General features: G+C 70.8%; 11 protein-coding genes. 8 read left to right on the top strand and 3 right to left on the bottom strand.

Annotated elements, in window-relative coordinates:
• The first annotated feature begins 5 nt into the window (after positions 1-5).
• The 6 genes from AB0J87_RS12045 to AB0J87_RS12020 all read left to right on the top strand — a co-directional run bounded on the left by AB0J87_RS12045 (position 6) and on the right by AB0J87_RS12020 (position 8,285).
• Positions 6-851, top strand: coding sequence for a carbohydrate ABC transporter permease (locus AB0J87_RS12045; RefSeq protein ID WP_350734886.1), 846 nt, complete (start codon positions 6-8; stop codon positions 849-851).
• A complete protein-coding gene (locus tag AB0J87_RS12040; protein ID WP_363964527.1) occupies positions 848-1,696 on the top strand; it encodes an NAD(P)-dependent oxidoreductase in 849 nt (282 codons plus the stop codon). Before AB0J87_RS12045 ends, AB0J87_RS12040 begins: the two co-directional genes overlap by 4 nt.
• Positions 1,697-1,698: 2 nt before the next feature.
• Positions 1,699-2,949 carry an enolase C-terminal domain-like protein gene (locus tag AB0J87_RS12035; protein ID WP_363964525.1) on the top strand — a complete coding sequence of 417 codons (1,251 nt, stop codon included), beginning with the start codon at positions 1,699-1,701 and terminating at the stop codon, positions 2,947-2,949.
• Positions 2,950-2,974: 25 nt separating this feature from the next.
• The gene (locus AB0J87_RS12030; RefSeq protein WP_350734880.1) at positions 2,975-4,000 is read left to right on the top strand and encodes a LacI family DNA-binding transcriptional regulator; all 1,026 of its coding nucleotides are present in this window, start codon (positions 2,975-2,977) and stop codon (positions 3,998-4,000) included.
• A 21-nt stretch (positions 4,001-4,021) separates the two neighbouring features.
• Positions 4,022-5,623: an FAD-dependent oxidoreductase gene (locus tag AB0J87_RS12025; RefSeq protein ID WP_363964522.1), complete on the top strand. Its 1,602-nt coding sequence runs from the start codon at positions 4,022-4,024 to the stop codon at positions 5,621-5,623.
• 592 nt (positions 5,624-6,215) lie between these two features.
• A complete protein-coding gene (locus tag AB0J87_RS12020) occupies positions 6,216-8,285 on the top strand; it encodes a CHAP domain-containing protein (protein ID WP_363964521.1) in 2,070 nt (689 codons plus the stop codon).
• 169 nt (positions 8,286-8,454) lie between these two features.
• Here AB0J87_RS12020 and AB0J87_RS12015 read toward each other — a convergent pair whose 3' ends face one another.
• The 3 genes from AB0J87_RS12015 to AB0J87_RS12005 are packed head-to-tail and all read right to left on the bottom strand — an operon-like array spanning position 8,455 to position 11,210.
• Positions 8,455-9,222 carry a phytanoyl-CoA dioxygenase family protein gene (locus AB0J87_RS12015; protein ID WP_363964519.1) on the bottom strand — a complete coding sequence of 256 codons (768 nt, stop codon included), beginning with the start codon at positions 9,220-9,222 and terminating at the stop codon, positions 8,455-8,457.
• A gap of 30 nt (positions 9,223-9,252) precedes the next feature.
• The gene (locus tag AB0J87_RS12010) at positions 9,253-10,242 is read right to left on the bottom strand and encodes a Gfo/Idh/MocA family oxidoreductase (protein WP_363964517.1); all 990 of its coding nucleotides are present in this window, start codon (positions 10,240-10,242) and stop codon (positions 9,253-9,255) included.
• Positions 10,239-11,210, bottom strand: a complete 972-nt coding sequence (locus AB0J87_RS12005; RefSeq protein WP_363964515.1) for a Gfo/Idh/MocA family oxidoreductase — start codon at positions 11,208-11,210, stop codon at positions 10,239-10,241. Before AB0J87_RS12005 ends, AB0J87_RS12010 begins: the two co-directional genes overlap by 4 nt.
• Before the next feature lie 254 nt (positions 11,211-11,464).
• Here AB0J87_RS12005 and AB0J87_RS12000 point away from each other — a divergent pair, with 254 nt between their 5' ends.
• On the top strand, positions 11,465-13,447 hold the full coding sequence (locus AB0J87_RS12000) for a hypothetical protein (protein WP_363964513.1): 1,983 nt from the start codon (positions 11,465-11,467) through the stop codon (positions 13,445-13,447).
• Positions 13,448-13,708: 261 nt separating this feature from the next.
• The gene (locus AB0J87_RS11995; protein ID WP_363964512.1) at positions 13,709-14,731 is read left to right on the top strand and encodes a LacI family DNA-binding transcriptional regulator; all 1,023 of its coding nucleotides are present in this window, start codon (positions 13,709-13,711) and stop codon (positions 14,729-14,731) included.
• The last annotated feature ends 15 nt before the right edge of the window (positions 14,732-14,746 follow it).

Raw genomic sequence — 14,746 nt, 5'->3', positions numbered from 1 at the left:
GGGGAGTGATCTCCGACACCGAACGGCGTGGGCGCGGGATGCGCCTCGGACTGGGCACCACCCAGGTGCTGCTCATCGTGGCCCTGCTCCTGGAGGGCGCCGGGCCGATCTACTGGATCTTCAAGGGCGCGATCTCCTCCACCCAGGAGTCGCTACGCCGTCCGCTGGCCCTGTGGCCGGCGGACGTGCGATGGTCGAACCTGGCGGAGGCGTGGACGACCCTGGAGGTCGGCCACTACCTGACGAACACCGTCGTACTCGTCGGCGGCTCCTGGTTCACGCAGCTGTTCGTCGCGACGACAGGCGCCTACGCGCTGTCGGTCCTGCGACCCTCCTACGGCAGGTACGTCTACGGCGCGGTCCTGGCGACGCTGTTCCTGCCCGGCACCGTCTCGATGGTCTCGCTGTACCTGACCGTCCTGGACCTGTCCATCGCCAACACCCCGCTGTCGGTGTGGTTGCCCGCCGGGGCGCACGCCTTCAACGTCCTGCTGGTCAAGCAGTTCTTCGACGGCATACCCAAGGAGTTGTTCGAGGCGGCGCGCCTCGACGGCGCGGGACCATGGCGGATCTTCACCCGGGTGGTGCTGCCGATGTCGCGTCCGATCCTGGCCGTGGTATCACTGCTGGCTGTCATGAACGCGTGGAAGGACTTCCTCTGGCCCATGATCGCCATCACCGACACCGAGAGCCAGCCGCTGGCGGTGGCCCTGCCCCGGCTGGCGGACACCTCGGACCAGGCCCTGCTCATCGCCGGGATGCTGATCGCGATCATCCCGCCCGTCCTGGTGTTCCTGCTGTTCCAGCGGCAGATCATCCGGGGCATCGCCTTCACGGGGCTGAAGGGATGAGGGTCCTGGTCACCGGTGCGGCCGGCCGCCTCGGCTCCGCCGTACTGGCAGAGCTCGCGTCGCGGGACATCGCCGTGACCGCGCTCGTCGCGCAGGATCCCGGCCCGCTGGCGGCGGAGCGGGTCGTCGTGGGCGACGCCCGCGACCCGGCCGCCGTCCGCGCGGCCCTCGAAGGGGCCGACGCCGTCATTCACACGGCGGCGCTGGCCTCGCCCGAGGTGGCGGCGCCCGAGGTGGTGTTCTCGGCCAACACGCAGGCGACGTTCGTGGTGCTGAACGAGACGGGAGAGCAGGGGGTACGGCGGGCCGTGATCGCCGGCAGCCTGTCGGTCACCGGCCTGCCGTTCGCCAGGTCGCGCCCGAGCCCGCCGTACCTGCCGCTGGACGAGCGGGTGCCGTTGCAGATCGAGGACCCGTACGCGCTGTCCAAGCAGGTGGACGAGGCGACGGCGGCGATGATGCACCGGCGGCACGGCATGACCGTGGCCGCGCTGCGCTTCCCCTTCCTCGGCGACCAGGCCAGGCTCGCCGCGCGCGCGGAGCGGCTGGCCGGGGATCCCGCGGCCGGGGCCGCGGAGGTGTGGAGCTACCTCGACCTGCGCGACGCCGCGCGTGCCTGCCTGCTCGGGCTGACGGCCCCGCTGCACGGCGCGCCGGTCATCTTCGTCGCCGCGGACGAGACGCTCGTGGAGAGCCCGACCGAGGAGTTGCTCGCGGCGCACCACCCCGGCGTGCCGTGCCGTACGGCATTGCCCGGCAGGACCGTGGCCATCGATCTCGAGCCGGCCAGGCGACTGCTGGGATTCACTGCTCGGCATCCGTTCCCAGAGGGGCGACAATCATGATCATGCCGGAGACGCAGGCGCCGTGGCAGGCCAGGGACGGGCTGCGCATCACCGGTGTGCGCGCGATCGTCACCGCTCCAGGCGGGGTTCCGCTCGTCGTCGTGCGGATCGACACCTCGGAACCCGGGTTGTACGGCCTGGGCTGCGCCACCTTCACCCAGCGCTTCCACGCCGTGGTCGCCGCGATCGAGCGGCACCTCGCTCCCATGGTCATCGGCCGGCACCCGGCCGACATCGAGGACATCGGCCGGATGCTGCACTACTCCTCGTACTGGCGGGGCGGGCCTGTGCACAACAACGCGCTGTCCGGCATCGACCAGGCGTTGTGGGACATCGCGGGCAAACGCTTCGGCGTGCCGGTGTACGAGCTGCTGGGCGGGCGGGTCAGGGCGGCTGCCGCCGTCTACACCGGGGCTCGCGGTGGCGAGGTCGAGGAGTCGATCGAGCGGGCCGCCGCGCTCGCCGAGCAGGGCTACCGTTACGTGCGGCTGCAGGCGGGCGGGCCGGGGCTCGGCACGTACGGTGGCGTCGGCACGCCCGGCGGGTATCCGGGCAGCCCTCATCCCGACGGCTGGGACGTCGGCCACTACCTGCGGAGCACGCCGAAGTTGTTCGAGCGTGCCCGCGAGGTCCTCGGCGAGGAGCTCGGCCTGCTGCACGACGCGCACAACCGGCTCACGCCGAAGGAGGCCGTGGCGCTCGCGCGGTCGCTGGAGCCGTACCGGCTGTTCTTCCTGGAGGACCCGCTCGCACCCGAGCACTTCGACCGGCTGCCCGAGGTGCGGGCGGCCGCGCCGATGCCGATCGCCTCCGGCGAGCTGGTCTCCTCGGTGACCGACGCGGCGCGCCTCATCACCTCCGGCGGCGTCGACTACCTGCGCCTGCACGTCTCGGCCGTCGGCGGGCTGACGCCCGTGCGCAAGCTCGCCGCGCTGTGCGAGCTGACCGGGGTGCGGACGGCCTGGCACGGGCCGCCCGACGTGTCACCGGTGGGCGCGGCGGCCAACGTCACGCTCGACGTCACCAGCCCCGCGTTCGGGATCCAGGAGGCGCATGTCTACCCGGAGACCGTGCACGAGGTGTTCCCGGGAACATTGAGGACGGTGAACGGCTACATCGCCCCCTCTGATCGACCCGGCTGGGGCGTCGACCTCGACGAGAACGCCGCCAAGCGATACCCACCGGAAACGCACCTGCACGAGCGGTGGGCCGCGCGGGTGCGCAGGCCCGACGGCGGGATCGAGGCTCCGTGATCTACTACTTCTTGGGGGATATGCCATGAGACCCAGCGGTCGCCCTCGTCAGGCGGACATCGCTCGACTGGCCGGCGTCTCACAGCCGACCGTGTCCCTGATCCTCGGCGGCGGCGCCGCTGCCATGGGCATCGCCCAGGAGACCCAGCGCAAGGTCATGGAGGCCGCCGAGCAACTCGGGTACGTGCCCGACCCGATCGCCACCCGCCTGGCGGCCGGGCAGAACAACCTGCTCGGCCTCTACACCTTCACCTCGACCTTCCCCAATGAGATATCCCACGCCTACTACCCGTTCCTGGTGGGTATCGAGGAGGAGTCGGCGGCGCAGGGCTACGACCTGCTGATGTTCATCGCCTCCAGCACCACGGGCGAGCGCCCGCACGCCCAGGTGCTCAACCGGGTGCGACTGGCCGACGGCTGCCTGTTCCTGGGCAGGCACCTGCCCGTGCGGGAGATGGACCGCCTGCTGGCCACCGATCTGCCTGTCGTCTACATAGGGCGGCACGACGAATTCGGCGACCGCCTGGCCTACATCGGCGCCGACTACGTGTCCGCCGGCGCCGCCGTGGTGCGGCATCTGGCGGGGCTGGGCCACGAGCGCATCCTGTACGTGCGCGAAGCCGACGAGGCGATCACCTCCGTCGACAGGGAGGCGGGCTTCCGGAGCGGCATGGAAGAGTGCGGGCTGGCAGCCGAGGTGGTGCGCACCGACGGCGCCGACCTGACCCCCGACCGGCTGCGCGCCTGGCGCGACCAGGGCATCACCGCGGTGGTCACCGAGGCCACCGACACCGACGCCGCCCACCGCGCCCTCCTGGCGGCCGCCGAGCGCGCGGGGCTCCGCTTCCCCGACGACCTCTCCCTGGCCACGTTCGGCGACCCCCGCGACCGCGCGGCAGGGCTCACCGGCTTCGCCGTGCCCCGTCGCGAGATGGGGGCCGCGGCCGTCCGGTTGCTCACGAAACTCATCGCGGGAGACCGTACGGTCCCCAGGCATCAGCTCCTGACCTGCGAGCTCGAGCCAGGCGAGACCGCGGCGCCTCCCCGCTAGCCCTCTCGAAAGGCATCACCCATGACCGACATCCTCATCGTCGGCGGTGGGCTGGGCGGCGTCGCCGCAGCCCTGGCCGCCTGCCATGCGGGCCACGACGTCGTCCTCACCGAGGAGACGGACTGGATCGGTGGCCAGCTCACCGCGCAGGCCGTACCCCCCGACGAGCACCCGTGGATCGAGAGCTACGGCTCCACCGCTGCCTATCGTGACGTGCGCGGCTCCATCCGCGACTACTACCGGCGCTGGTACCCCATGACCGGCGGCGCGCAGCGCTGGCGCGAGCTGAACCCCGGCGCCGGATATGTCAGCAAGTTGTGCCACGAACCACGCGTCTCCCTGGCGATCCTGCAGGCCATGCTGGCTCCCCACGTGGCCGCCGGGCGCCTGCGCGTCCTCCTTGAACACCGCCCCGTCGATGTCGAGGTGGACCGTGACCGCGTCAGAGCCGTCACACTGCTGGACCTCCGCTCCGGCGACTCACACACCATCGCCGCCGCCTATGTCCTCGACGCGACGGAGACCGGCGATCTGCTGCCGCTGGCGAGGACGGAGTACGTCACGGGCGCGGAGGCCCGCGGCGAGCACGACGAGCCGCACGCTCCGGACGAGTACCAGCCGCTGAACATGCAGGGCATCACCTACTGCTTCGCCGTCTCCCACCACGACGGTGAGAACCATGTCATCGACCGGCCTTCGGACTACGGATTCTGGCGCGATTACCGGCCCGGCTTCTGGCCCGGGCCGCTGCTCGGCTTCAGCGCACCGGACCCACGCACCCTGGAGCCCGAAGCCCGCTGGTTCGACCCCAACCCGCCCGGTGATCCCCGCGGGGTGCTGGCCGACCAGAGCGCCCAATCGGGGGACAAGGACCTGTGGATGTTCCGCAGGATCCTCGCCCGCGACCTGTTCGAGCCCGGCTTCGCCGCTTCTGACATCACTCTGGTCAACTGGCCGCTGAACGACTACTGGCTGCGCCCGATCATCGAGGTGGACGCCGACACGGCGGCACTGGCGCACAGGGAGGCCAGGCAACTGTCGCTGTCGCTGCTGTACTGGCTCCAGACCGAAGCGCCCCGCCCCGACGGCGGCACCGGCTTTCCCGGGCTCCGGCTCCGCCATGACGTGGTCGGCACCGCGGACGGATTGGCGAAGTCCGCCTACGTCAGGGAGTCGAGGCGCATCCGCGCGGTCACCACCGTCACCGAGCACCATGTCTCCAGGGCCGTCCGCGGCGATCGCGGCACGCTGCGGCACCATGACTCCGTCGGAGTCGGCGCGTACCGCATCGACCTGCACCCGTCGACCGGTGGGGACAACTACATCGACATCGCCAGCGTGCCCTTCGAGATCCCGCTCGGCGCGTTGCTGCCTGTCAGGATGCGCAACCTGCTGCCCGCGGGGAAGAACATCGGCACCACGCACATCTCCAACGGGTGTTTTCGCCTGCATCCTGTGGAATGGAATGTAGGCGAGGTCGCGGGCCAGCTGGCCTCGTACTGCCTGCGCCGGGAGGTGGAACCGCAGGAGGTCAGGGAGAAGGAGACCTTGCTGGAGGAGTTCACCGGGGAACTGGACACGATCGGGATCGAACGCCACTGGCCGGCACCGGCGGGCTACTGACCCTCGGCCCGCGGCATCGAAGACGCCGAGCTCATGACCAGCCCCCGCCTGGCCGCCATAGCCGAGATCGGCTGATCACCCGCCTCGACCTTGGTGGCCAGGGGGCCCACTGGGACATCTGACCCGCGTGAGCGCCAAGCCCTCGGGAGGCGGCGTCGCAGCCCAGCGCGTCGAAGCGCTCATCGACGACGGCGCGGCCGACCCTCAGGCGGGGCCTGTGCCGCCGGAGCCCGCGAAAGGCCCGTTCACGACCGGTACGGGCATGGCGCCTCGCGCCTGTCGCGAAGCCACTCGGCACACGTGAGTCCGACACCACGGGTGAGACCCGCTGACGGGTGCTTGTTAGCGAATTTAGGTAGATCTTTCCATATATCTCCCATCAGGCGACACATCGGACACCGCCTTCTACCTGGGACTTTACCTTCGCCGGAAGCGTTGAACCCTCCTTGGGGCGCACTTGACCTGCGGAAACATCAGGCTACCCTCGCCCTATCGCAGACTTCCGGTTTATTCACATTTGTCACAAGATTACCAATTTTGTCAGGATCAATGTGCATATATCCGGTCTTGTTCAGGAGGTTCCCTCACTTCCATGACGCCAGAGACGCAGAGGTTCATCGAACTGCTCCAGCGCCAGCTCGGCTATGCCGACAAGGGCGCGAGCACCAAGTTCGGCGAATGGTACGGCAGCAACATCGAGTTCGACGCCGACTACAGCTCGGCCCCGTGGTGCGACATGTACATCTCGTGGGCGGCGCACAAGCTCGGCTACCAGGCATGGGTCGGCCAGTTCGCGTGGACGGTTGCACACGCGAAGTGGTTCAAGGAACAGCACGCGTGGGGGAAGGTTCCGACGCCCGGCGCGTTGGTCTTCTTCGACTGGAGCGGCTCCGGCAAGATCGACGACATCGACCACGTCGGCGTCGTGACGAAGGTGCGAGGCGACACGATCTTCACGATCGAGGGCAACACCGACGGCGGCGTCGTGGAGAGCAAAGAGCGCAGCACGAGCAGTGTCGTCGGGTACGGCTATCCGGAACGGGTCAAGGCCAACCTGGACGCGACCAAGTCCGAGCTCCAGCTGGTTCAGGCGCGGCCCGGACCCGAGGCGCCGCAGCAGGCGGCCGGCGACTGGTCCGCCGAAGCACGACCCGGGTCCCAGACGCGGCAAGATCAATACGCCGACCAGACGTCTGAGGCATCACGCGACATCCACAAGAACCAGGAACAACCCGGTCACCGGCCCACTGACTCGCGGCCCGACGCGGACACGACCAACGACCAACCCTCCGACCGGGCACCCCGCCAGCCCTCCGGCGATCACACGGGACAAGAGCAGCCATCCAGCGATCTCACGGGACAAGAGCAGCCGTTCGGCGACAAGACACTCCAAAGCCCCCACGACCAGAACCCTCAGGCCACCGACGACCACGCGGCTCCGTCAGGCGCCCGGCCCGGGGCTGACGACCCGGGCCGGAACACCGCCGACGGACCGGGCACCCACGCCACGGTTGCTCCGGCCCCGAGTTCCTCCGACAACTCGAGCGCCAGTCCGACATCGGACACCCCGTCCACCACCCCCACCCCGACCGGCACCCCCACTCCGACTTCCGACACTCCGACCGCCACGGTCACCCCGACCTCCGACACGCCCTCGGCCACGGCCACCGCCATCCCAACGCCATCCGTCTCCGAGACACCCCCGACAGCCAGCGCGACCCCGACCTCCGACGCGCCCTCTGCCACACCGTCGACCACACCCCCGACGACGACCCCGGCCACATCCACGGCCACATCCACGGCCACGGCCAGCGCATCGGTGCCGCAGACGGCTTCGGAAACCCCTTCGCCGACCGCCACCACCGCCGAGCCGACCGCTTCTCCCGAACCTGAGCCGACCGCTTCCCCGACGGAGGCGGCAACCACGTCCCAGTCCGAGCCGACTGCCACCCCCACGCCGACCGCCGCCCCCTTCTCGGCCGAGCCGGTCCCCGAGGAGAGCACCCCTGCCGCGCCGAAAGCGGCTGACACCGCGGTCGCGACGGCGTTCCCCACGCACCTCCAGGCCTCGGTCAGCGGCCCGCTGCCCAGCCTGTCCACTCCGGCGTTGGTCACCTCGGCCGTGGTCACCGTCGTGGTTCTGCTCGCGGTGTTCGTGGTGCTCAAGACGCGCGCCGGCGCCCGCTCGGCCGCCACCGCCGCCGCCACCGCCGGGTACGCTCCCCCGAGCCCGCCCGTCCCGGTCGGCCCGCGGCACGGCGTCGCCGAGCCGGACGAGAGCACGGTGTGGAGATGGGAGCTCCTGGAAGCCATCGAGGCTGCCGTAGCCCTCGACACCACCCCACCCGGCGAGCAGGACAGCACCCCCTCCCGGCAGGAGAACCGGCGACCCGACCCCGCTCTCGGCCCTCAGGAGGATGACGCCTTGACCGAGCCGCTGGAGTCGATCGTCAACCCTGGGCCATTGGAGTCGACCGTCGACACCGGGCCCATCGAGGACATCGTCATCCCCGCGGCGACGAGCCCGTTCAACGCCTTCACCCCGGCCGAGTCCACGGACGAGAACGTCCCCGACGCCGCCCGCGATGGGCGCAGCGACCAGCACGCCGGCGACGAGGATGTCACCGGCGGGAAGAAACCCCCGGCCCCCGACGCGCTCTAGCTTGAGCGCCCGCTCCTGACCGTCGGCACGTTGCCGCCCGCCGTGCGGGAGATCGTCCGTGCCTCCGACGCCGGGTCGGACAGCGCATCCCGGTCTCGTGCCGTACGGCGGGACCTACGTACCGGCCTGCGGCCGTCGTTGCCGCACGCCGGTACGATCCCGTCTGCTTCTACCGCCGCGTGACCTCCGCCCCCGCGAAACGGTAGTGCCGTGCCGGGTCGAAGTCGGGCCATGGCTGATAGGCGTTCACGCCGGGTTCGCCACGCAGGTGGAACGCGCTCGGGTAAGGCTGCTCGTCCGCCGTGATGCGGGTCGAGGTCGGGATGTAGCGGATGGTCAGCCCGCATCGCCGCTCTGGCGAGGTGTTCGCGTTGCTGCCGTGCACGATGTTCGGGTGGTGCACCTCGACGTCGCCCGGCGCCAGCACCATGTCCACGGCCGCCGACTCCTCCACCTCGGCCGCGATCTCTTCGCCGAGCACATTGTCCACCGTCGTGTTGGGGCGCATCGCCTGGATGTCACCGCGGTGGCTGCCGGGGATCAGCCGTACGCAGCCGTTCCCCGGCGTCGAGTGGTCGATGGCCAGCCAGAGCGTGACCACCCGCATCGGCTCCAGCGGCCAGAACGCCGCGTCCTGGTGCCAGAGCACCGGCTGCCCGGAGTACGGCGGCTTGCTGATGTAGTGCGAGGCGAACAGCGCGATGTTCGGGCCGATGAAGGTCTGCGCGATGTCCAGCAGCCGGTCGTCCGAGATCAACCGCAGCCAGAACGGGTCGTCGCGCAGCAGCGTGTGGCCCAGATGTTCGGGCCGCAGGTCCGGGTGGCGGCGCTGGAGCCAGTCGACGTGGCCGGCCGCCTCCCGCACCAGCTCCCGGTCGATGACATCGCGGAAGACGGCGTAGCCGTCGCGGTCGAATCGCTCGAGGACGTCACTCATAAGGCTCTCCCGGAATGCGCAACGGGCCCGTCACAGGGTGATCTCTCGTTTCTCCTGCGCGGACCGGTAGGCCGCGAGAATGACCTTGAGCACGTCCGTGCCCTCTTCGTGGGTGTGCACCGGCCGCGATCCATCACGTATCCGGCGGACGAAGTCGGCGCAGACGGCCGGAATGGAGTCGACGGCCGGAAATTCGAGCGTGGTGGCGGCCCCGCCGCGTGGCTTGTGGCACAGCGTCGTGCCGTCGCTCCACAGGCTGCCGAGCTCGCCGACCGCCGAGAACTTCTCGGTGAACGGCGCCGCCTCGTACGCCCAGCTGGTCACCACCTCCCCCACCGCGCCGTCGGCGAAGCGCACCAGCACCCGGGCGGAATCCTCGCCCTCCATGAACGCCAGCCGGTGGGTGCTGAGCATCGCCGTCACCGCGGCCGGGCGGGCGGAGGCCAGGTACAGCAGCAGGTAGGTGGGGTGGTAGCCGGTGTCGATGAGCTCGCCGCCGCCGCTGGTGGCCGCATGGGCGCGCCAGCCCATCGTCGACGGGTCGAAGTCGTTGAAGAAGCTGTCGGTGGTGCGCAGTTCGTACACCCGGCCCAGCGCGCCGGAGTCGATGAGCTCGCGGGCGTGGGCGACCGCGGGCAAGGTGAGCTGGTTGTGCGCGCACATCAGGGTGACTCCGGCTGTGCCCACCGCGTCGGCGATCCGCTCGGCCTCGGCGATCGTCAGGCACAGCGGCTTCTCGCACAGGATGTGCTTGCCGGCCTTGGCGGCGGCGATGACGGCGTCGGCATGCAGATGGTGGGGCAGACAGATGTCGACGGCGTCGACGGGGGCCTCCTCCAGCATGCGCTCGTAGGAGCGGTACGCCTGGGCGCCACCCGCCTGCTGGGCGCGCTCGGTGGCGGTGTCGAGGTCCACGTCGGCGACGGCGGTGACGACCGCCTCGTCCGGGACGGCGAGATAGCCGCGCAGATGGGAGCGGGAGATGTTCCCGCAGCCGATGAGGCCGATGGAGAGGGTCATATGCGGCTTCCTTCCTCGCGGCTGTCGCGGGTGGCGGCGACCATCAAGCGGGTCAGGTCGAGGCCGAGGGCGAGGTTCTCCTCGTCACGGGTGCCGTCGGCGACATGGCGTACGAACAGCTCGAACGGCGTGCCGGTACGCGGCGGCACGGGCAGTTCGCGCCAGGCGCCGCCGCTGCTGAGCAGCATCCGCGGCTCGGGCATCCCGTACACCAGGGAGCCTTCGGTGCCGTGCAGCTCGATGGTGAACGGGGAGGCCGGTGCGACGAAGGACGCCTCCACCACGCCAAGCGTGCCGTCCGCGCAGCGCAGCACCGCGACGGCGTTGTCCTCGACGGCGCGCTTCGTCACATGGCCGAAGGACCCGGTCACGGTCTCGGGCATGCGGCCGAGGAACAGCCGGGCCAGGTACATGGGGTGGCAGCCGAGGTCGATGAGGGCGCCGCCCGCGGTGGCGGCCGGGTCGTAGAAGTGCTCGGGGAGCCAGCCCTCGCCGACCGAGCCGCCGTGGGCCAGGCGGATCCGGACAAGGGTGAGGCGGCCGAGTTCGCCGTCGGCCAGCACCTTGCGGATGGCCGTCGTGTAGCCGTCGTACAGCCTGGGGAGCGCGAGCATCAGCGCGACGCCGGACTTCTCCGCGGCGGCGGTGATCTCCGCGCACTCGGCCGTGGTCGGGGCCAGGACCTTCTCGGTGAAGATGTGCTTGCCGGCCGCCGCGGCGGCCGTGATGACCTCGCGGTGCACGGTGGTCGGGCAGGTGACGACCACGGCGTCGACGTCACCGCGCGCGAGTAGTCCGCCGAGGTCGGGATGGAAGTCGGCGCCGAGGTCGTCGGCCCAGGCCCGCCCGCGGGCGGCGTCCTCGTCCCAGACGGCGGTGATCTCGGTGCCGGGGTGCTCGGATGCCTGGCGAGCGTAGTCGGGAGCGTGCACGTGCCAGAAGCTGAGGATGGCGAGGCGCAGGGGCACGAATGATCCTTGCGTTATGGGTGGATTCAGCCTTCGGAGGTGGCCGTACCTTTGTCGAACCGGTCCAAAACCCTACCTGGGACGGTAGCCCTGGACCGGTTCGATGGCAATACTTGAACGAAAAACGGCTGTAATACTGCGGCAACTCTTGCGATGAATAAGGGCCGATGTCAGCATCGGTCACGAGCGCCGGTCGTCCGCGCCCTTCGGAGAGATCTCCCCACCCAGCCACCCGTCAGGCAAGGGATTGACGCATGCCTTACGCAGTTGACGAGTTCGCCTTCGACCTGCGCCAGAGCGTGGCGCCCGGCCACACCTGGGTCACCAGCGGCTGGACCACCGTCCACGCCCCACCGGGCTCGGTGTGCGGGGTCGGCGGGTGGTTCGCGCCACCGTACGCGGCCCCCGACGCCGCGCTGGCCGTCGAACTGGACGTGGACGGGCACCGGATCGCCGACGGCGCGGCGCCCGGCGTGGCCGGAGTGGGCCTGCTCCACGCGGGCGGCACCTGGTGGCCTGGCCGGATCGAGAGGCAGGGCACATACCACCGCCGCCACCACGGCGAACTCGTGTCGTTCGGGGTGCGGAGCACCCTCACCCCGCTGTACGGCCAGGCCGGGTTCGTCCTGGAGGTGGAGATCACCAACCGGTCTGAGCACGACGTCGCCGTGACCCTGCACCCGCGCGCCGATCCCGGCGGCCCCCGCCGTGTCTCGCTCGGCGAATGGGGCTGGGTCCCGCCCGAACCCGGTCCGGAGGCCACGCGCACGGGACCGTGTACCTGGCAGGCCGGGGACGTCACCGTCGAGCTCTCCCACGAGGGACTCCAGCAGGACGTCCCGGCGGGCGGGAGCGCGGTGTTCACGCTGGCCGTTCGCGCCGGCGCGGGAACGCCGCCCGGGCGGCTGCGGGAGCGGGCCGCCGAATCCCGCGGCCAGTCGGAGCGCCGGCTGGCCGCGGCGCTGGCGCGGGTGCCGCGGCTGTCCAGCGACATCCCGGGGCTGGAGGCGTACTGGCGCGGCTCTCTGTCCAGCGGGCTGGCCTGTCTCTGGGACAACCCCGGCTTCATCACCTCGCCCTTCGTGGCCACCTCCGGGCTGGACGGCGGGGCGCTGTGCTCCTACGCGTGGGACACCGGCGGGTACGCCCCCCACCTGCTCTCCCTCATGCTCGGCGACGCCACCACCACTGTTCTGGAATCCCTCATGAAGGTGGACCTCACCAGCCACTACGCGATCGCTCCCGACGGCACGGGCCAGGGCGTCCCGTACGCCTACAGCGGCTGGTCCCTGGTCACCCTCGCCACCGCCGTCGCCGCCCACCAGGGCATCTCCCCCGCCCTGGTCACCCAGCTCCACGAGCTGGTCGAGGGGCTGGACGCCCGCTTCACCCCGGCCGGGGCGCTACGCGACTACGGCACCCAGCACAACCTGCTGGAGATGCGCGGCACCGGCTGGGAGCACGTGGTCGCCAGCCCCAACGCCGAACGCGCCTGGTGTCTCGACCGGCTCGCCGAGCTGGCCGAGGTGTCCGGCGCGCGGCTGCCCGTCGGTGAGTTGCGCTCCCGCGCCCGTGACATCAGGCACGCGATCGCCCGCGAGCTGTGGGACGAGCGCGAGGGCTGGTTCCGCTGCCGTTACCCCGACGGGCACACCGAGCTCGTCCAGCACGTCCAGGCGTTCGACGCGATGCGGAACGGCGCCTGCACGCCGGAGATGGCCTCGGCCATGCTGAGGCGGCTGCGTGACGGCTCGTTCCTCGCACCGTACGGCGTCAGCGCCGTGGCCGCGGACGACCGGCTGCACTACGAGCTCGGCGACACCGACTGGTCGGGCGGCGGGGCGTACACGGGGGAGGGCCCGCAGCTCGCCCTGACGCTCTGGGAGCACGGCGAGCCGTCCCTCGCCTGGAGTGTCATGCGACGGCTGCTCTGGATGGGGCAGCACTTCCCGTACTACCCCCAGGAGCACTACTGCGACCGCCCGGCGGCACCGCCCGCAGGCCGCCGGGTCAACATCGTCGCCGGGCTGGCCGGCGCGGAGGCGATCCTGACCGGCGCGGCGGGCGTGCGCTTCCGGCTCGACGGCAGCCTGGTCGTCACCCCGGCGGCGCTCCCCGACGGGGACGTGGAGCTGACCGGGCTGGTCCACCGGGGGCGCATGATCGACGTCTCGACCGCCTCAGGCGTCGTCACCGTCGACGGCCGTCCGCGCAAGGCCGGCGAGGTGATCGAGTAACGGCAACGCCGGGTTGCACCGGCCAGAGCCGCGGGCACACGGCGGGGGGCTACGGGTCAGCGCCCAGGTGGCCGGGCCGCTCATGCCGGGCGGCACGACCGCCGAGCCGGCACGCCATCGCCCGTATTCGTCGCAAGAGTTACGGGCGAGTTACTCCTGTTTTTCGTCGAAGTATTGCCATCGAACCGGTCCAGCGCTACCGTCCCAGGAAATGGTGTTGGACCGGTTTGACAAAAGGCCGGACGCAGTTGGGGAACGGGCATGGAGAAAATCACGATCCGCGATATAGCACGGCTGGCCGGCGTATCGAAATCCACGGTGTCGCTGGTGATCAACAACAGCCCGCGGGTCGACCCGGCCACCCGGCGGCGCGTGCTGGCGGTCATCACCCGCCACAACTACGTGCCCAGCGCCACCGCGAGCGCGCTGGCGAAGGGGCGGCCGCCGTTCATCGGCATGATCGTGCCCGGGCTGACGTGGCGGATGGTGGCCCCGCTGAACTTCGGGGTCGCCTCCGTCATCGAGCGCACGCCGTACGAGATCATCCTCTACACGAGCACCAACGACCGCGACTACGGGCCGGTCATCGACCGCATGCTCGCCTCGGGGTTGTCGGCCGGGGTCCTGGTGATCAACCAGGACCAGCCCATGAAGCCCCTGCTCGACCTGCACGGGCAGGGCGTGCCCGTGGTCCTCATCAACACCCTCGGCTCCCACTTCGACCTGCCGTCGGTCGAGGCCGACAACTACGAGGGCGCCCGCGGCGCGGTCCGCCACCTGCTGGACCTCGGTCACCGGCGGATCGCGTCGCTGGCCGGGCCGATGACGTACCCGTGCTGCCAGGACCGGCAGCGCGGCTACGAGGACTCGCTGACCGAGGCCGGAGTCCCGATCGACGCCTCGCTCACCGCGCAGAGCGCGTTCGAGCCGCCGCGGGCCCGCGAGCTGGTGCGCGAGCTGCTGGATCGCGCCGACCGGCCGACGGCGGTGTTCGCGCACAACGACGTCACCGCCTACGCCGCCATGGAGGCCGCCGCCGACCGCGGTCTGCGGGTGCCCGAGGACCTGTCAGTGGTCGGATTCGACGACATACCGTCGTCGGCGCACGTCAAGCCCGCCCTCACCACGGTCGGCCAGCCGTTCGAGGCGATGGGCCAGCAGGCGGCCCGGATGCTGCTCGCCATCGTCTCCCCTGGGTCCGGGGAAGACCCGCCACCGCCCACCCGCATCCAACTGCCGACCACTCTCGTCGTCCGGGACAGCACGGGCCCCGCTCCCGCCTGACAAGCATCTCACCTC

Source organism: Nonomuraea sp. NPDC049625 (assembly GCF_040675285.1).
Classification (GTDB): Bacteria; Actinomycetota; Actinomycetes; order Streptosporangiales; family Streptosporangiaceae; genus Nonomuraea; species Nonomuraea angiospora_A.
The sequence above is the reverse complement of the archived record's forward strand: the minus strand, read 5'-3'. Positions and strand labels throughout refer to the sequence as shown.

Coding starts and splice junctions, on each gene's coding strand:
- AB0J87_RS12040 (WP_363964527.1), top strand. CDS start 848: ATGAGGGTCCTGGTCACCGGTGCGGCCGGCCGCCTCGGCTCCGCCGTA.
- AB0J87_RS12035 (WP_363964525.1), top strand. CDS start 1,699: ATGCCGGAGACGCAGGCGCCGTGGCAGGCCAGGGACGGGCTGCGCATC.
- AB0J87_RS12030 (WP_350734880.1), top strand. CDS start 2,975: ATGAGACCCAGCGGTCGCCCTCGTCAGGCGGACATCGCTCGACTGGCC.
- AB0J87_RS12025 (WP_363964522.1), top strand. CDS start 4,022: ATGACCGACATCCTCATCGTCGGCGGTGGGCTGGGCGGCGTCGCCGCA.
- AB0J87_RS12020 (WP_363964521.1), top strand. CDS start 6,216: ATGACGCCAGAGACGCAGAGGTTCATCGAACTGCTCCAGCGCCAGCTC.
- AB0J87_RS12015 (WP_363964519.1), bottom strand. CDS start 9,222: ATGAGTGACGTCCTCGAGCGATTCGACCGCGACGGCTACGCCGTCTTC.
- AB0J87_RS12010 (WP_363964517.1), bottom strand. CDS start 10,242: ATGACCCTCTCCATCGGCCTCATCGGCTGCGGGAACATCTCCCGCTCC.
- AB0J87_RS12000 (WP_363964513.1), top strand. CDS start 11,465: ATGCCTTACGCAGTTGACGAGTTCGCCTTCGACCTGCGCCAGAGCGTG.
- AB0J87_RS11995 (WP_363964512.1), top strand. CDS start 13,709: ATGGAGAAAATCACGATCCGCGATATAGCACGGCTGGCCGGCGTATCG.